Genomic DNA, 15,830 nt, shown 5'->3' with positions numbered 1-15,830 from the left:
GCGAATACCCTTCCTGATGGGCGTGACACTCGAGGGTTCGCCCCGACCGGCGGGTACCCGACCGGGGCGCGACTGTCCGGCCGCGCCGCAATACTCTGACCTCGTGACACGAACCCTTCGTCTGCTGGTGACCGGTGGCGGCACCGGCGGCCACACCTATCCCGCCCTGACCACCCTGGCCGCGGTGCAGCGGCGACGCCTGCCCCACGACGTCCTCTGGGTCGGTACGGCCAGCGGCCTGGAGGCCAGGATCACCGCCGAGCACGGCATCCCGTTCAAGGCGATCACCACGGGCAAGCTGCGCCGCCGCCCGAGCCTGCGTGAGCTGGGCACCAACCTGGCCGACCTGTTCCGCATCCCCATGGGCGTCATGCAGGCGATCGGCCACGCGGCCCGCTACAAACCCGACGTGGTGCTGTCGACGGGCGGCTACGTCGCGGTGCCCATCGGGGTGGCGGCCAAGCTGCTGCGCCGCCCGCTGGTCATGCACGAGCAGACCACGGTCGTCGGCCTGGCCAACCGCATCCTGGCCAGGATGGCCACCCGCATCGCGCTCTCGCACGAGTCGTCGCTGGACCACCTGCCCGCCTCGGTGCGCGACAGGGCGGTCGTGACGGGCAACCCGGTACGGCCCGAGCTGCTCCACGGCGACAGGGCCGCGGCCTACGACCAGTTCGGGCTGACCTTCGAGGTGCCGCTCATCTACGTGACGGGAGGCGCGCAGGGCAGCAAGCAGATCAACACGATGCTCGCGGAGATCCTGCCGCGGCTGCTGCCGTACGCGCAGGTGATCCACCAGTGCGGGCCCGCGTGGATCGAGCAGATGCGCGCCATCGCGCTGCCGCCCGAGCTGGCCGACCGCTACCACCCGGTGCCCTACGTCGGCGCCGAGCTGCCCGACCTGTTCGCCGCCGCGGACGTCGTCATCGCGCGCAGCGGCGCGGGCACCGTCTCCGAGCTGACGGCGATCGGCAAGCCCGCCGTACTCGTCCCACTCATCCCGACCGGCGGCGACGAGCAGCGCAAGAACGCCTCCTACCTGGCCTCCGCCGGTGCGGCCAAGGCGCTGCTGGAGCCGAACCCGACCGCCGAGCTGCTGCTGGCCGAGCTGATGCCGCTGCTGGCCGACCCGGCGCTGCGTGCCGCGATGGCCGAGGCGGCCCACAAGCTGGGCAGGGTCGACGCGGCGGAGGCGCTGGCCGACTTGCTGCTGGAGGTCGCTCAGCCGTCCAGGTAACGGAAGGCCTCGTGCGCTTCGCCCACGCTCCTGCGCAGCGTCTCCTCCAACTGGTCGGCGTCGTCGGCCAGCCTGGAGATCTCCGGGACGGCGAAGCCGTCCGCGCCCGACTCGGCCACCAGCTCCTCGTAGCGGGGCAGGCGGGCGCGCAGCTCCTCGATCTGGCCGCGGGCGTGGTAGGCGCGTTCGGCGTCGGCCACGTGGCCCGCGTAGCGCTCCAGCGCCTCGACCCTGGCCACGACCGCCGCCTCGCTGTTGGCCAGCGCGCGTTCGAGCGGCTGGACGGCCTGGGCCACCTCTGGCGCGACGCCGCGCGCGATGAGCTGGTTGTGCTCGGCGCGCAGGGCCGACAGCTTGGCCAGCAGACGGGCGATCTCCCACTCCTGCTGGGGCAGCATGACCGCGTTGCGCACGTCGTCGAGCAGCCCTTCGGCGTTGACGTGGGAGCCGAGCACGGAGTTGACGGCCCGCTGGGTGCGCATCATCAGCGCCAGCGCCTCGGGGTCGAAGTCCTCGGGCAGGTGGTAGCGGCCGTCGTACCAGCGGGCCTGCTCGAAGATCTCGTGCTCGTCGGTGCGCTCGTCGTCGGGCTGCGAGCGCGGGGAGAGCACCTTGGCCAGGAAGAGGCACACGACCACGCTGAAGCTGAGGAAGGCCAGCTTGATCGAGCCCGCGACGATGAAGACGATCGCCAGTGCGAGCATCAGGGGAGCGCCCACGAGCGCGACGGCGCCGAACGGGCTGCCGGGCGCGGGATCGGGCTCGGGTCGCGGCCGCCATCCGGCCTTGATGCGGGACAGCAGCTGGGCGTTCGCCTTGAACGTCCAGGCCACCTCTTCGGGCACGCCAGGATCGACCACGACCGCCACGTCCTGTCCCGACATTCCCTGGATCATAAGCTCAGCCGTCGAGATGGCGGAAGGGTTCACGCTTTCGATCGGACGTTTCCCCCGTCACGGGGGCGATCATACGCCGCCGGGCCGGATCAGCCCGCTCTCATGGGCGAGAACCACCAACTGCGCTCTGTCGTGCAGGCCGAGCTTGGCCATGATCCGGCTCACGTGCGTCTTCACCGTCGCCGGCTCCGCGTCACTCCCGGTGACAGCAGCGCGTCTCCCCGCGCCGCCACCCTGACGGCCTGGCGCAGCTCGCCCGGCTCCGCGTCCTTCACCAGGAAGCCGCCGGCCCCCGCCCGCGGCGCCTCGTAGACGTAGCGGGCCTGTCGTTCAGCCAGGCCAGGCCGACCGCGGTGGCCGACGGCAGCACGGGACCGAGCGCGTCGAGCGGGCGGGCGTGCGGCTGGTTGCCGTACGCCATGACCGTGGAGACGATCACGGCGTCCAACCTGCGCGGTATTCAGGCCTTCATGAGGCCCAGGTCGAGCACGCCCCCGCGGCCCTCCAGCATGGCGCGTGCGGCGTGCCGTACGGCGTCGAGGGTGTTGCCCGCGGCGCTCGGCGAGTCCTCCACGCACATGCGCAGCTCGATCTCCAGGGAAGTGCCGCCGAACGCCTCGCCCTCCAGCCTGATGAAGGCGACCTTGCGGTCCTGGAGGAAGGGGATGTACTCGGCGCCGACGTGGACGTTGCCCTCGGCCGACATCCCCTGGGCCTTGGTGACCTTCTTGCCCGCCATCCTGGCGGGGTCGCGCATGGCGTGGAAGTCCATGTTGCCGCCCGCGTTGAGCTGGTAGGTGTTGCGCAGCCGCACCCCTCCGGCGGTCAGGGCGTCCACCAGCGCGCGGTGCACGAGCGTCGAGCCGAACTGGCTCTTGAGGTCGTCGCCGACCAGCGGCAGCCCCGCCTGCTCGAACCTGCGCGCCCACTCGGGGTCGCGGGCCAGGACGGCCGGCATGCAGTTGACGAACGCGCACCCGGCCAGCAGCGCCGCCTCCGCGTACAGCTCGGTGGCCCGCTGGTTCCCGACGGGCAGGAAGCTCACCACCACGTGCGTGCCCGTGGCCCGCAACACGTCGGCGACCTGGGCGGGCGTCCTGTCGCCCCGCGCGCCGTCGAGGTCGCCGAAGTCCTCGCCGAGGATGCCCTCCTCCACCCGCACTCCCAGGTACGGCACGTCGGCGAAGGCGTCGGCGTTGTTGGGCGCGGCCCAGATCGCCTCCGACAGGTCCTTGCCGATCTTCTCGGGGGTGACGTCGAAGGCCGCGGTGAAGGCCACCTGTCGTACGGCGAAGCCCGCGCACTCGGGGTAGTCGGTGTCGCGGTAGTACTCCACGCCCTGCACCAGCGAGGAGGTGCAGTTGCCGATGCCGATGAGGGCGACGTTCACAGTGCTCATGAACCATACATCTTGCCCAATTCGGCCACGGTGTCCCGCATCAGGTCGCGCAACTCGGCTGGAGCCAGCACCTCGACGCTCGCGCCCATCCGCAGCAGCAGCCATCGGGCGTGGGGGATCGACTCGATGGGCACGGTGACGGTGCGCCAGCCGTCCTGGTCGGGTTCGGGCAGCTCGATCGTGGTGCTCATGGTGTAGTCGAGCAGGCTCTCGGCGCCGGGCGCGACCCTGATGACGGCCTCGGCCTTGTACATCTTCTCGCGGAACTCCTTGGCGTACACCCCCCAGAACTCGGCCAGGTCGAAGCCGTGGGGCCGCTCGAACGAGCCGGTGAGCGTCTCCACCGTGAGGACGCGGGAGACCCTGTAGGTGCGCGGGGCGCCGTCGGACGGGGCGGCGATCATGTACCAGGAGCCGCCCTTGAGTACCAGTCCGTAGGGGTGGATCACCCGCTCCACCACCTGCTGGCCCCAGCGGCGGTAGGTCATGCGCAGGGGGCGCTGGTCCCACACCGCCTCGGCGACCTCGGTCAGGTGGGGGACGTCGTCGGCGTTGCGGTACCAGCTGGGCACGTCGAGGTGGAAGCGCTCGCGCATCCTCGCGGCCTGGGAGCGCGGCTCCGGCGGCAGGGCGGCGAGGAGCTTCAGCTCGGCGTTGGCCGCCACCTCTCCCAGGCCCAGTTCGGCGGCGGGTCCCGGGAGGCCGGCGAGGAAGAGGGAGGAGGCTTCGGCGGCGGTCAGGCCGTTGAGCCTGGTGCGGTAGCCGTCCAGGAGCTGGTAGCCGCCGGCGGGGCCGCGGTCGGCGTAGACGGGGACGCCTGCCGCCGAGAGGGCCTCGACGTCGCGGTAGACGGTCCTGATCGACACCTCGAGCTCCTCGGCCAGCTCGGTGGCGGTCATGCGGCCACGCGTCTGCAACAGCAGGAGGAGGGAGAGCAGGCGGCTGGCACGCATGCCCCCATTCTCCCGCCCTCACCGGCTCCCGTCATAAAGGGCTTGAGCCTCACGTAACGGGAGCCCCTACCGTCCCCACCATGGAAATCATCGTCCACGACACCTTCCGCGCCATGGCCGAGCTGCTGGGGAGCCCCATCGAGGAGCGCCCCGCCCTCCTGTCGGCCATGCTCGCTCCGATGCGCTCGGCCATCCCCATGCCGGGAGACATCGTCGACATCCACCACCGGGGCGCGGGCTTCCGCGTCGACCGCGACGACCCCCGCTATCTGCCTGCCGTACAGAAGCTCATCGACCAGGACGTCCGCGGGCAGATCGAGCGCACGCTCGCCAAGGCCGCCGACTCCCTGAGCGGCTTCGACGGCCCCGACACCATCCAGGTGATGTTCGTCATGGGCGACCCGGACGACGACTACCTCATGAACGTCACGGGCGGCTACTACGGCATGGGCGGCGCGGGCGACTGGCTCTACCTCATCGCCTGGCCGGACGACGACGTCATCGGCAGGATCGCGCACTGCGCGGTGCACGAGTTCCACCACAACGTCCGCTTCCGCAACGTCGAGTGGAATCCGGCGACCGTCACCGTCGGCGAGCACGTCATCGCCGAGGGCCTGGCGGAGGCGTTCGTGCGCGAGCTGTCGGGCCCCGAGGCGATGGGCCCGTGGTCGGCCCGCCCGCTCGACGACGAGGTGTTCGGCAGGATCGTCGCCGACCTCGGCATGCAGGGCATGGGCGTCACGTCCGCCTACGTGCTCGGCGACACGGCCGGGACCAGGTTCGGCCAGGAGCCTCGCGGCATCCCCGACCTGGCCGGATACGCCGCGGGGCTGCGCCTGGTCGACGCCCACCTCAGGGCGACGGGCAGGAGCGTCGTGGACTGCACGGGGCTGCCCGCCGCCGAGATCCTGTCAACCTGGGGAGACGAAGCCTGACTCGTAGGCGGCGATCACGGCCTGGGTGCGGTCGCGGGCGCCGAGCTTGGTGAGCACGTTGCCGACGTGCGTCTTCACCGTCTCCTGGCTGACCACGAGTTCGGCGGCGATCTCGCCGTTGGACAACCCCCTGGTCATCAGCCGCAGCACGTCGCCCTCGCGCCCGGTCAGCCTGCCGATGCCTGCCACCTCGCTCGCGGGCCTCCTGCGGGCGGCCAGTTCCCTGATCGCGGCGGGGAACAGCAGCGTGTCGTTGGCCGCGACCACCCTGATGGCCCGCACCAGGTCGTCGGGCCTGGTCCGCTTCAGCAGGAACCCGCTCGCGCCCGCCCGCAGCGCGTCGTAGACGTAGTCGTCGTTCTCGAACGTCGTCACGACGAGCACCTTGGGCGCCTCGGGCAGCCCGACCAGCTGCCTGGTGGCCTGGATGCCGTCGACGCGCGGCATGCGCACGTCCATCAGCACCACGTCAGGGCGCTCCCTGCGGACCACGGGGAGGACCTCCGCGCCGTCGGCGGCCTCGCCGACGACGGTGAGATCCTGCTCGGCGTCGACGATGATCCGCAGCCCGGTGCGGATGAGGTCCTCGTCGTCGGCTATCACGACCTTCAGCATCACGTACCCGACCGTAGCGGCAGCCGTACCGACACCTGCCACTCGCCCCGCTCCCCCGGACCCGCGTGGAGGGTGCCGCGCAGGAGCCCGACCCGCTCCTTCATGCCCGCCACCCCCCGGCCGCCGCCCCTTCCGCTTCTGGCGGAAGGGGCGTTGGTGACCTCGATGCTCAGATGGTCGTCCTGTACGGCGGCGGCCAGCCGTACTGTGCCCTGTCCGTGTTTGATGGCGTTGGTGAGCGCCTCCTGCACGATCCTGTAGGCCTCGCGGGAGACCACGGCGGGTACGGCGGACAGGTCGCCGACCTCCCGCCGCACGTCGGCGCCCGAGGCGCGGATCAGCTCGTCGAGGTCGGCGAGCGTCGCCTGGGGAGCGCGCGTCTGGGCGTCGTCCCTCAGCACGCCGAGCACGTGGTCGAGATCCTCGAGCGCGGACCTCGCCGACTGCTCGATGGCCTCGAGCGCCGTCCTGGCGGTCGCCGGGTCGCGTTCGATGACCCTGCTCGCTGCGGCGGCCTGCAGCGTGACGACGCTCAGCGCGTGGCCGACCGAGTCGTGCAGCTCGCGGGCCAGCCTGTTGCGCTCGGCCAGCCTGCGGGCCTCCTGCTCGGCGACGGCGAGCCGGTCGGCGGGCGAGGGGCCGAGCAGCCCTGGCGCCAGCCTGGCCAGCAGCGCGCCCGCGCCCGCCACCACGGTGACCAGGACCACCGCGATCGACAGCCCGGCGGCGGGCATCCACGCGAGAGGCGCGTTCCCGCCGAGGAGGCCGAGCGTGTCGCCGGTGAACGGCACCGCGAACAGCCACACGATGAACGGCACGACCGCCAGCGTGATCCCGCTCATCAGCCCGCCGACCCCCAGGTGCAGGGTGAACCACAGCGCGGTGCGCCGCCGCTCCCCCCAGGTGCGCCGCCCGCCGGGCACCGGGCCGACCTTCGCGCCGAGCAGCCCCTCGGCCGCCGACACCTCGAAGGCCCGCAGCGGCAGGAACAACCCCGTCACCGCGACCAGTGGCAGCACCGCCACGTAGACCAGGACGTCGACGGGGAAGAGCAGCTGCGCCCCGCTGCCGCGACCGGCGAGCGTGCCGCTGACCAGCACTCCGATCATCATGTACGGCATCAGCAGCGCCCCGCCGAGAATCAGGCAGGCCCATCTTCGGGCGAGGAGTCTCCATCTCACAGATCCCATTCTATGTCGACGTTCATTCACTCCCAGCAGAATGTGCTTTTAGCGAAATATGCTCACGGAGAAAGTCGGCGCCGCAATTAAGCCCTTCTCGATAACGTCGCATTCATAACGCGAGAGAAAGGTGTGCTGATGACGGAGACCACTCGCACGGCCTGGCCTGAGCAGCTCAGCCAGCGCCTGCTGAAGGAGCGCATTATCGTTCTCGGCCAGGAGGTCGACGACGACATTTGCAATCGCCTGTGCGGCGAACTGCTTTTGCTGGCCGCCGAAGACCCGGTCAGCGACGTCACTCTTTACATCAATTCACCCGGCGGTTCCGTGTCGGCCGGGATGGCGCTTTACGACATGATGCAGTTCGTCCCGTGCGACGTGGCGACGGTCGCGATGGGCTTCGCCGCCTCCATGGGGCAGTTCCTGCTGAGCGGCGGCACGCCGGGCAAGCGCTACGCGCTGCCCCACGCCAGGGTCGTCATGCACCAGCCGCTCGGCGGCATCGGCGGCACGGCGAGCGACATCCAGATCCAGGCGGAGAACCTGCTCTACACCAAGAAGCTGATGGCCGAGCTGATCGCTCAGCACACGGGCCAGCCTGTGGAGCGCATCCGGGAGGACTCCGACAGGGACCGCTGGTTCACCGCCCCCGAGGCCAAGGAGTACGGATTCGTCGACCATGTGGTCGCCCACGCCAACGGAGTGATCAAGCGATGAACGCTCGCTATGTGCTGCCCTCCTTCGTCGAGCGCACCAGCTACGGCGTCAAGGAGATGAATCCGTACAACAAGCTGTTCGAGGACCGGATCATCTTCATCGGCACGCCGATTGACGACACCTCGGCCAACGACGTGATGGCGCAGCTGCTCACTCTGGAGTCGCTCGATCCCGACCGGGACATCCAGCTCTACATCAACTCGCCCGGCGGCTCGTTCACCGCGATGACCGCGATCTACGACACGATGCAGTACGTCAGGCCGGAGATCCAGACGGTGTGCATCGGCGAGGCGAGCTCGGCGGCGGCGGTGCTGCTGGCGGCGGGCTCTCCCGGCAAGCGGGCGGCGCTGCCGCACGCGCGCATCCTGCTCCACCAGCCGGCCACCGAGGGCGGCAGCAGGGGACAGTCGAGCGACCTGGAGATCCACGCGAGGGAGATCCTGCGAATGCGCGACCAGCAGGAGGAGATCCTGGCCAGGCACACGGGGCGGACACCGCTCGACATCCGCAAGGACATCGAGCGGGACCGGTTCATGACGGTCGAGCAGGCGCGCACCTACGGGTTGATCGACGACATCTTCGCCGGCAGGAAGCGCACCCTCACCCCCGCCTGAGCCACCCCGGCTCCTTCGGTCACCGCACGGCCCTTCCTCCCGAGCCCCGGACCGAGCTTCGTCACCCGCTCTCCAGGGGCCGGGAGGCAGGGCGCCCTGCGGTTTTCCCCAGGGTTCCGGTTCCACGACGAGGCGCCTGACGCGGGTTTCCAGGGGTTTCGGGAGGTGGGGCATCCTGCGCTTCCGAGGTTCCGGGCCGAAGTACGTCACACGGCTCCCCGGGGTCGGGAAGATCGGACGTCACACGGCTCCCGGGGCTCGGGAAGACCGAATGTCACACGGCTCCCGGGGCTCGGAGAGGAGCCGGTCCAACGGGGGTAGGGCGGGGCGCTCGCCGGTCACAGCGGGCGCCCACACCGGTCCCGGCGCGCAAGATGGGCCGCGCCGGGACCGGATCCCGCCCCGCCTCACCCCAACGGACGCGATCCGCTCCCAGCCTCACCCCAGCAGGCACGATCCGATCCCCGGCCTCGCTCCAAGGGGCATGGTGCGATCCACCGCTTCCTCCCGTCCGATCTTCTTCCCCTCAGAACGCTCTCTCGCGGGGCTCGAGTGATGGCACCCGGGACGGGGTCGGAAATGTCAGGACATGTAGCCTGCTTTGCGTTTTGTGGCGTAAGCGGGGGGAGTGGCAGGCGTGTCGCTGGAACAGGTCGTCGTGCTTCTGGTGGCCGCCGCGGGAGCGGGCTGGATCGACGCCGTCGTCGGCGGCGGTGGGCTGCTCCAGCTCCCCGCTCTCCTGGTCGCGGGAGTCCCGACCGTGCAGGCGATCGCCACCAACAAGCTGGCCGCCATCTTCGGCACCGCCTCCGCCGCCGTCACCTACGTTCGCACGACCAAGCTCGACCGCGAGGTGGCCGTCCCCGCGGGTGTGCTGGCCGTACTGAGCTCAGGGCTCGGGGCGTCGGCGGCAGCGGCCATCTCCTCCGACGTCCTGCGCCCGCTGGTGATGGTCGTCCTGCTCGGCGTGGCGGCCTTCGTCACCCTGCGCCCTTCCTTCGGCGCGCTCCCCCAGCCGCACCTGCGCACCCGCGCGAGGGTGGGCGCGGCCATCGTGGCGGCGGGCGTGCTGATCGCGTTCTACGACGGCATCGTGGGCCCTGGGACGGGCACGTTCCTGATCATCGCGTTCACCACGATCCTCGGGCTCGACTTCGTCCACGCGTCCGCCACCGCCAAGATCATCAACACCGGCACGAACCTCGGCGCGCTGCTGGTCTTCGGCTACCAGGGCCACCTGCTGTGGGCACTGGGGCTCGGCATGGCGGCCTGCAACATCGCCGGGGCCCAGGTGGGTGCGCGCATGGCGCTCAAGCGCGGCACCGGGTTCGTCCGCGTGGTGCTGCTGTGCGTCGTGGTGGCGATGGTGGCCAGACTCGGCTGGCAACAGTTCGCCTGACCAAGACTTTACAAGACTGGCCAAGACCGGCTGAAGCCGCCCCAGGCTGACCCGGCCTCGGGCCTGGGCCTGGCACGGCATGGTCTGGCAGAGGCGGGGGTCAGATCGGGTTGCCCTCGCCGTTGTCGTCGCCGGGCGACTGTCCCGGGGTGCTCCTGCCCGTCTCGCCGGGCGAGGGGCTCAGCTCGGGCTCCTGCGGCTCGGGCGAGACTGGCACCGGCGGCGGGCTCGGCACGAACTCCGTCGGCGGCAACGGCCGGGGCATCGGCGAGCTGTCGTCGTCCCCGCCGAACAGCAGCAGCGCGATCACCGCCCCCAGCACCAGCAGCAGCGCCAGCGCCCCGGCCGCGACCAGCACCCTGGTCCGCGTCTCGGTGAGGGGCGCGCGCGGCCGTGGCGGCGCGGGAAGCGCGGGCATCCGGTCGGCCAGCCAGTACGGCACGAAGTCGGGCCCGTGCACCTCGCCGATCAGCGTGCCGCCCACCAGTACGGGCTCGAGGAAGCGCTCCGCTCCCGGCCGCCCCGGTACGTACGGCACGGCCACCCACGGAGCCTCTCCCAGCTCGGCGGCGATGACGGGCGGCCCGTCGCCTCCGACGCTCTTGCTCCTGGCCCTCGCGACCCACCCGCGCATTCCCGAGGCGGCGCGGATCGCCGTGACGAACCGCTCGCGCGCCGAGGGGTCGAACGCCGCCCCTCTGGTGAGCAGCGCGATCGACACCGCCCTGCCGTCGGCCGCCTGGCCGAGGTAGACCAGGCCCGCCGGTGCGGTGGACAGCCTGGCCTGCACGGCGAACCCACCGAGGCGCGGCGGGTCACCGTACTGCAGCGGAACGGCCATGCGAGTCATCAAAGCACGTATACCCGGCGCGCCGGGTCGTGCACCTATAAGCCTTGTTTGGTGGAATAGCACACATGAGCACTGCCGAAGAGCTGTCGACGAGTACCGACGCGGCCGTGCTGCGTCAGACCCTTGAGGAGGTCCGTCGCGTCATCGTCGGACAGGATCACATGGTCGAGCGCCTGGTGGTGGCGCTGCTGGCCCGCGGGCACTGCCTGCTTGAGGGCGTGCCGGGCGTGGCCAAGACGCTGGCCGCCTCCACCCTGGCCACGGTGGTGGGCGGCACGTTCGCCCGCATCCAGTTCACTCCCGACCTGGTGCCGAGCGACATCGTCGGCACCCGCGTCTACCACCCCTCCAGCGAGCAGTTCGACGTCGAGCTCGGCCCCGTGTTCGTCAACTTCCTGCTCGCCGACGAGATCAACCGCGCGCCCGCGAAGGTGCAGTCCGCGCTGCTGGAGGTGATGGCCGAGCGTCAGGTCACACTGGCGGGCATCACGCATCCGCTGCCCAAGCCGTTCATCGTGCTGGCCACGCAGAACCCGATCGAGTCGGAGGGCGTCTACCCGCTGCCCGAGGTGCAGCGCGACCGGTTCCTGTTCAGGGTCAGGGTGCCGCACCCGAGCGCGCACGAGGAGATGGAGATCCTGCACAGGATGAGCGTCGCGCCGCCGGTGCCCGAGCCGATCCTCGACCCCGAGCGGCTGCTGGCCCTGCAGCGGCAGGCCGAGCAGGTCTCGGTGCACCAGCTGGTCGCCGACTACGTGGTGCGCCTGGTCATGTCCACCCGCACCCCCGCCGAGTACGGCATGCCGGACCTGGCCGACACGATCGAGGTCGGCGTCAGCCCCCGCGCCACGCTCGGCCTGGTCGCCGCCGGCCGCGCCCTGGCGGTGCTGCGCGGGCGCGACTACCTGCTGCCCGACGACGTGCGCGACGTGGCGGTGGACGTGATGGGCCACCGGCTCATGCTCACCTTCGACGCCCTGGCCGACGGCATCGACCCCGAGCACGTGATCAAGCAGATCCTGCACGCCGTACCGCCGCCGCTCGTGGTCTGGAACCAGAACAGGTGACCCGCGCGCCGGACGGACCGGAGCGACAGGAGAAGGGGGCGTCGTGACGAACCAGGCCGAGCAGGCCCTGCGCAGGCTCGAGCTGACGATCACCAGGAAGCTGGACGGCCTGCTGCACGGACAGCACGGGGGCCTGCTGCCGGGCCCCGGCAGCGAGGCCGGCGACAGCCGCGTGTACGTGCCCGGTGAGGACGACGTGCGGCGGATGGACTGGGCGGTGACCGCCCGCACGACGATCCCGCACGTGCGGGATCTGATCTCCGACAGGGAGCTGGAGACGTGGGCGCTGGCCGACCTGTCGCCCAGCATGGACTTCGGCACCGCCGAGACCGACAAGCGGGACCTGGTGGTCTCGGCGATCGGCGCGATCGGGTTCCTGACCAGCAGGATGGGCGACCGGTTCGGCGCGCTGGTGCTGCACGACGACGCGCTGCACCGGATGCCCGCGAGGACCGGCCGCCCCGCCCTGTACGGCCTGCTGCACTCGCTGCTCGACGCGCCGCGCGGCCGGGCCGTACCCGACGCTCCCCAGCTGGCGGAGGGCATCGACGTGCTGGCGGCCATGCGCAGGCGGCACGGCCTGCGGGTGGTGGTCTCCGACTTCCTCGACGCCCGCCCCAGCCTGGACCCCGACGCCGAGCGCGAGTGGGAGCGGCCGATGCGGCGGCTGGCCGCCCGGCACCAGGTGCTCGCGGTGGAGGTCATGGATCCCCGCGAACTGGAGCTTCCGGACGTCGGTGCTGTGGCGTTCACAGACCCGGAGACTGGGCACGTAAGCGACGTACACCTTTCGCCGCGGGTGCGCGCCGCCTACGCCGAGGCAGCTGCCCTGCAGCGGGAGGGCACCCGGGCCGCGCTGCGCAGGGCCGGGGTGGCTCACCTGGTGCTGCGCACGGACCGGGACTGGGTGTTCGACATCGCGCAGTTCGCACTACGCCAGCGGCGCATGACGCACCTGGCACATCGGAGGGCGGGTTCGTGAGCGAGGATCGCGCGGCAAGCACCCCGGCGCGGGAGGGTTCGTGACGTTCCTCGCGCCGACGTATCTGTGGCTGTTCGCCCTGGTGGCGCTGGTGGTCACGGTGTACGTGGCCGCGCAGTTCAGGCGGCGCCGCTACACCGTGCGCTTCACCAACCTGGCCCTGCTGTCGCTGGTCGCCCCCAGCGCTCCCGGCTGGCGGCGGCACATCGCCCCTGTGCTGTTCCTCATCATGATGAGCCTGCTGGTCGTCGGCGCGGCCAGGCCGGCCGACCAGGTGCGCGTGCCGCGCGACAGGGCCACGATCATCGTCGCGCTGGACGTGTCGCTGTCGATGGACGCCGACGACGTGCAGCCCAGCCGCATCGCCGCCGCCAAGACGGCCGCGCAGTCGTTCGTGCGCGGGCTGCCCGAGCGCTTCAACGTGGGCCTGGTCTCCTTCGCGCGCTCCGCCAACGTGGTCATCTCCCCCACCACCGACCGCCCGGCCGTCGTGACCGCGATCGCGAACCTGACCACCAGACCGGGCACCGCGATCGGCGAGGCGGTCTTCAACTCGCTGGAGTCGATCCGCTCCTTCGACCAGCGCGCGGCCACCGATCCGCCGCCCGCCGCGATCGTGCTGCTGTCCGACGGCGACAACACCTCGGGGCGCTCGGTGAACGAGGCCGTCGACGCCGCCAAGCAGGCGCGGGTGCCGGTCTCGACCATCGCGTACGGCACGCAGGACGGCACCGTCATGATCGACGGCCGCCCGGTGACCGTACCGGTGAACAAGGCCACCCTGCAGTCGCTGTCGGAGGGCACCTCGGGCCGCGCCTACGCCGCCGAGTCGGGCACCGAGCTGCGCGAGGTCTACGAGCAGATCGGCACCTCACTCGGGTTCAAGACCGTCAGCCAGGAGATCAGCCAGTACTTCATCGTCGCGGCGATCGTCGCCGGCCTGCTCGTGGCGGCCGCGGCGATCCTGCTGGGCCATCGCATTCCTTGAGGGCGGTAACGTCTTCCCACGTGGCCCACTACTTCGAGGAGCAGCCGAAGGCGGCGAGCAGACCCGCGTCCGTCGACCTGGTCCTGCCCGACCTGCACCTGCGGCTGGAGACCGACAGGGGCGTCTTCTCCCCTGACCGGATCGACCTCGGCACCCGCATCCTGCTGGAGAGCGTGCCGAAGCCTCCGCAGGAGGGCGACCTGCTCGACCTGGGCTGCGGCTACGGTCCCATCGCGCTGACCATGGCCGCCCGCGCGCCGGGGGCGGCCGTCTGGGCCGTCGACGTCAACCGCCGCTCGCTTGAGCTGACCCGGCGCAACGCCGAGGTCGCCGCCCTTCCCCTGGTACGGCCCGCGCACGTCGACGAGGTGCCCGAGGACGTGCGCTTCGCGGCGATCTGGTCGAACCCGGCGATCCGCATCGGCAAGCAGGCCATGCACGAGATGCTGACCCGCTGGCTGACCAGGCTGACCCCCGACGGGGTGGCCTACCTCGTGGTGCAGAAGCACCTCGGCTCCGACTCCCTGCAGCGCTGGCTGTCCGACCAGGGGTGGCAGGCCACCCGCCACACCTCCCGCGCCGCGTACCGAATCCTGAAGGTGACCCGATGAGAAAGCAGCTGCGCCCGACCGACGTCAAGCGGCTCAACCGCACGTGGCGTCGCAGCACGGGGAACCGACTGTCGATGATCATCGAGTCGGTGACGGGCCCGTTCAACATCGGCTCGATCTTCCGCAGCGCGGCCGCCTTCGGCGTCGACCAGATCTGGCTGGCGGGCAACGCGACGCCGCCCACCAACCCGAAGGCGGGCAAGACCGCGCTCGGCACCGACAGGCTCGTGGCCTGGAAGGACGCCGTGCCCGTGCTCGACGCGGTGCGCGAGGCCAAGGACGACGGCTACACCGTCATCGCGATCGAGCTGACCGGCGAGGCTCAGCCCCTGCACAGGACCAACCTCGATCGCGACGTGTGCCTGGTCGTCGGCAGCGAGGACCACGGCTGCTCCCCGGCGCTGCTCGACGCCGCCGACCTCGCCGCCTACATCCCTCAGGTCGGCAAGGTCGGCTCCTTCAACGTCGGTGTGGCCGCAGCTATCGCCCTGTCCGAGGCCCGCCGTCAGGAATGGAGTAAATTGCCCGAGTCGTAACCCGGGTGACATGACGTGCCGGGCTCACAACCGGCATACTCGGCCTGTGTTCAGCCGTCGTTTCGCCTTTCTCGATCATCCAGGCCCGCTGGCCTTCGCGCATCGCGGCGGGGCCCTCGAAGGGCTCGAGAACACCTCCGCGGCGTTCGAGCGGGCGGTCGAGCTCGGCTACACCTACCTGGAGACCGACGCCCACGCGACCTCCGACGGCGTGCTGCTTGCCTTCCACGACCACACCCTCGACAGGGTGACCGACCATCGGGGCAAGATCGCCGAGCTGCCCTACAGGTTCGTCAGGCAGGCCCGCATCGGCGGCGTGCACGACATCCCCCTGATGGAGGACCTGATCGGCTCCTTCCCCGAGGCGCGGTTCAACATCGACGTCAAGGAGGCGGGCACGATCGAGCCGCTGGCCGCCATGGTCAGGCGGACCAACGCCTTCGACCGGATCTGCCTGACCTCCTTCTCCGACGAACGGCTGGCCAGGGCTCGCGCCGCGATGGGCCGCGAGGTCTGCTCGGCGCTCGGCCCGCGCGGCGTCGCGGCCCTGCGCGCCGCGGCCACCACCTCGGGCTACGGCCGCGTCCTCGCCCGCCTGGCTCGCTCGGGCGTGCCGTGCGCGCAGGTGCCGATCGGCTTCCGCGGGCTGCGGGTGACCACCCGCTCCCTCGTGCGTACGGCGCACGCGCTCGGCATGCAGGTCCACGTGTGGACCATCAACGACACCCTGCGCATGAACCAGCTGCTCGACCTGGGTGTCGACGGCATCATGACCGACAACATCTCCGGCCTGCGCGACGTCTTCGACCGGCGCGGCCTCTGGCACCCCGGCCAGCTCGCAGCCTAGGAG

18 protein-coding genes and 1 pseudogene are annotated in these 15,830 nt (G+C 71.0%); 11 read left to right on the top strand and 8 right to left on the bottom strand.

Annotated features, from left to right (window positions below; translation table 11 throughout):
* The first annotated feature begins 103 nt into the window (after positions 1-103).
* Positions 104-1,237, top strand: a complete 1,134-nt coding sequence (locus tag AB0B45_RS09500; protein WP_358127805.1) for a UDP-N-acetylglucosamine--N-acetylmuramyl-(pentapeptide) pyrophosphoryl-undecaprenol N-acetylglucosamine transferase — start codon at positions 104-106, stop codon at positions 1,235-1,237.
* Here the strand turns inward: AB0B45_RS09500 and AB0B45_RS09495 are convergent.
* From AB0B45_RS09495 to AB0B45_RS09475, 5 genes and pseudogenes are all read right to left on the bottom strand, one after another.
* Positions 1,222-2,121, bottom strand: coding sequence for a hypothetical protein (locus AB0B45_RS09495; RefSeq protein WP_358127803.1), 900 nt, complete (start codon positions 2,119-2,121; stop codon positions 1,222-1,224). The two genes, AB0B45_RS09500 and AB0B45_RS09495, sit on opposite strands and share 16 nt — an antisense overlap.
* Before the next feature lie 81 nt (positions 2,122-2,202).
* Positions 2,203-2,450 (bottom strand): annotated as a pseudogene (locus tag AB0B45_RS09490) (LuxR C-terminal-related transcriptional regulator); the annotation flags it as partial.
* Positions 2,405-2,572 carry a hypothetical protein gene (locus AB0B45_RS09485; RefSeq protein ID WP_358128388.1) on the bottom strand — a complete coding sequence of 56 codons (168 nt, stop codon included), beginning with the start codon at positions 2,570-2,572 and terminating at the stop codon, positions 2,405-2,407. The gene AB0B45_RS09485 and the pseudogene AB0B45_RS09490, both read right to left, overlap by 46 nt.
* A gap of 21 nt (positions 2,573-2,593) precedes the next feature.
* On the bottom strand, positions 2,594-3,532 hold the full coding sequence (locus tag AB0B45_RS09480; RefSeq protein WP_358127801.1) for an inositol-3-phosphate synthase: 939 nt from the start codon (positions 3,530-3,532) through the stop codon (positions 2,594-2,596).
* Positions 3,529-4,485, bottom strand: coding sequence for a YafY family protein (locus tag AB0B45_RS09475; protein ID WP_358127799.1), 957 nt, complete (start codon positions 4,483-4,485; stop codon positions 3,529-3,531). The genes AB0B45_RS09480 and AB0B45_RS09475 overlap by 4 nt, the downstream gene beginning before the upstream one ends.
* Before the next feature lie 80 nt (positions 4,486-4,565).
* On the opposite strand from AB0B45_RS09475, the gene AB0B45_RS09470 reads away from it, so the two are divergent.
* Positions 4,566-5,420 (top strand): DUF2268 domain-containing putative Zn-dependent protease, encoded by an 855-nt coding sequence (locus AB0B45_RS09470; RefSeq protein ID WP_358127797.1) that lies wholly within the window; start codon positions 4,566-4,568, stop codon positions 5,418-5,420.
* Here AB0B45_RS09470 and AB0B45_RS09465 read toward each other — a convergent pair.
* Together AB0B45_RS09465 and AB0B45_RS09460 are read right to left on the bottom strand one after the other, a co-directional pair.
* Positions 5,397-6,035 carry a response regulator transcription factor gene (locus AB0B45_RS09465; protein WP_358128368.1) on the bottom strand — a complete coding sequence of 213 codons (639 nt, stop codon included), beginning with the start codon at positions 6,033-6,035 and terminating at the stop codon, positions 5,397-5,399. The genes AB0B45_RS09470 and AB0B45_RS09465 overlap by 24 nt on opposite strands.
* Positions 6,035-7,216: a histidine kinase gene (locus tag AB0B45_RS09460; protein ID WP_358127795.1), complete on the bottom strand. Its 1,182-nt coding sequence runs from the start codon at positions 7,214-7,216 to the stop codon at positions 6,035-6,037. Before AB0B45_RS09460 ends, AB0B45_RS09465 begins: the two co-directional genes overlap by 1 nt.
* Before the next feature lie 138 nt (positions 7,217-7,354).
* On the opposite strand from AB0B45_RS09460, the gene AB0B45_RS09455 reads away from it, so the two are divergent.
* From AB0B45_RS09455 to AB0B45_RS09445, 3 genes are all read left to right on the top strand, one after another.
* Complete coding sequence (locus tag AB0B45_RS09455; RefSeq protein ID WP_358127793.1) at positions 7,355-7,933, top strand: ATP-dependent Clp protease proteolytic subunit; 579 nt, start codon at positions 7,355-7,357, stop codon at positions 7,931-7,933.
* The gene (locus AB0B45_RS09450; RefSeq protein ID WP_358127791.1) at positions 7,930-8,547 is read left to right on the top strand and encodes an ATP-dependent Clp protease proteolytic subunit; all 618 of its coding nucleotides are present in this window, start codon (positions 7,930-7,932) and stop codon (positions 8,545-8,547) included. The genes AB0B45_RS09455 and AB0B45_RS09450 overlap by 4 nt, the downstream gene beginning before the upstream one ends.
* Positions 8,548-9,184: 637 nt before the next feature.
* Positions 9,185-9,946: a TSUP family transporter gene (locus AB0B45_RS09445; protein WP_358127790.1), complete on the top strand. Its 762-nt coding sequence runs from the start codon at positions 9,185-9,187 to the stop codon at positions 9,944-9,946.
* 100 nt (positions 9,947-10,046) lie between these two features.
* Here AB0B45_RS09445 and AB0B45_RS09440 read toward each other — a convergent pair whose 3' ends face one another.
* Positions 10,047-10,787, bottom strand: coding sequence for a hypothetical protein (locus AB0B45_RS09440; RefSeq protein ID WP_358127788.1), 741 nt, complete (start codon positions 10,785-10,787; stop codon positions 10,047-10,049).
* A 74-nt stretch (positions 10,788-10,861) separates the two neighbouring features.
* On the opposite strand from AB0B45_RS09440, the gene AB0B45_RS09435 reads away from it, so the two are divergent.
* From AB0B45_RS09435 to AB0B45_RS09410, 6 genes are read left to right on the top strand one after another with little or no spacing between them, the layout of a single operon-like run.
* Complete coding sequence (locus tag AB0B45_RS09435) at positions 10,862-11,863, top strand: MoxR family ATPase (RefSeq protein ID WP_358127787.1); 1,002 nt, start codon at positions 10,862-10,864, stop codon at positions 11,861-11,863.
* A gap of 43 nt (positions 11,864-11,906) precedes the next feature.
* Positions 11,907-12,845 carry a DUF58 domain-containing protein gene (locus AB0B45_RS09430; RefSeq protein ID WP_358127785.1) on the top strand — a complete coding sequence of 313 codons (939 nt, stop codon included), beginning with the start codon at positions 11,907-11,909 and terminating at the stop codon, positions 12,843-12,845.
* 40 nt (positions 12,846-12,885) lie between these two features.
* Entirely contained in the window at positions 12,886-13,833 is a 948-nt protein-coding gene (locus AB0B45_RS09425; RefSeq protein ID WP_358127783.1) for a VWA domain-containing protein, read from the top strand.
* 20 nt (positions 13,834-13,853) lie between these two features.
* On the top strand, positions 13,854-14,444 hold the full coding sequence (locus AB0B45_RS09420; RefSeq protein WP_358127781.1) for a methyltransferase: 591 nt from the start codon (positions 13,854-13,856) through the stop codon (positions 14,442-14,444).
* The gene (locus AB0B45_RS09415; RefSeq protein ID WP_358127779.1) at positions 14,441-14,980 is read left to right on the top strand and encodes a TrmH family RNA methyltransferase; all 540 of its coding nucleotides are present in this window, start codon (positions 14,441-14,443) and stop codon (positions 14,978-14,980) included. Before AB0B45_RS09420 ends, AB0B45_RS09415 begins: the two co-directional genes overlap by 4 nt.
* A gap of 46 nt (positions 14,981-15,026) precedes the next feature.
* On the top strand, positions 15,027-15,827 hold the full coding sequence (locus tag AB0B45_RS09410) for a glycerophosphodiester phosphodiesterase (RefSeq protein WP_358127777.1): 801 nt from the start codon (positions 15,027-15,029) through the stop codon (positions 15,825-15,827).
* Positions 15,828-15,830 lie beyond the last annotated feature (3 nt).

The sequence above is a fragment of the Nonomuraea sp. NPDC049152 genome (assembly GCF_040648355.1).
In the GTDB taxonomy this organism is placed as follows: domain Bacteria; phylum Actinomycetota; class Actinomycetes; order Streptosporangiales; family Streptosporangiaceae; genus Nonomuraea.
Note: the sequence above shows the minus strand (reverse complement) of the source record. Positions and strands in the feature narration are given on the sequence as shown.

What these genes read in the sequence shown, in the direction of transcription:
- AB0B45_RS09465 (WP_358128368.1), bottom strand. Translation starts at nt 6,035, where the DNA reads ATGCTGAAGGTCGTGATAGCCGACGACGAGGACCTCATCCGCACCGGG.
- AB0B45_RS09440 (WP_358127788.1), bottom strand. Translation starts at nt 10,787, where the DNA reads ATGGCCGTTCCGCTGCAGTACGGTGACCCGCCGCGCCTCGGTGGGTTC.
- AB0B45_RS09495 (WP_358127803.1), bottom strand. Translation starts at nt 2,121, where the DNA reads ATGTCGGGACAGGACGTGGCGGTCGTGGTCGATCCTGGCGTGCCCGAA.
- AB0B45_RS09450 (WP_358127791.1), top strand. Translation starts at nt 7,930, where the DNA reads ATGAACGCTCGCTATGTGCTGCCCTCCTTCGTCGAGCGCACCAGCTAC.
- AB0B45_RS09415 (WP_358127779.1), top strand. Translation starts at nt 14,441, where the DNA reads ATGAGAAAGCAGCTGCGCCCGACCGACGTCAAGCGGCTCAACCGCACG.
- AB0B45_RS09475 (WP_358127799.1), bottom strand. Translation starts at nt 4,485, where the DNA reads ATGCGTGCCAGCCGCCTGCTCTCCCTCCTCCTGCTGTTGCAGACGCGT.
- AB0B45_RS09480 (WP_358127801.1), bottom strand. Translation starts at nt 3,532, where the DNA reads ATGAGCACTGTGAACGTCGCCCTCATCGGCATCGGCAACTGCACCTCC.
- AB0B45_RS09435 (WP_358127787.1), top strand. Translation starts at nt 10,862, where the DNA reads ATGAGCACTGCCGAAGAGCTGTCGACGAGTACCGACGCGGCCGTGCTG.
- AB0B45_RS09455 (WP_358127793.1), top strand. Translation starts at nt 7,355, where the DNA reads ATGACGGAGACCACTCGCACGGCCTGGCCTGAGCAGCTCAGCCAGCGC.
- AB0B45_RS09470 (WP_358127797.1), top strand. Translation starts at nt 4,566, where the DNA reads ATGGAAATCATCGTCCACGACACCTTCCGCGCCATGGCCGAGCTGCTG.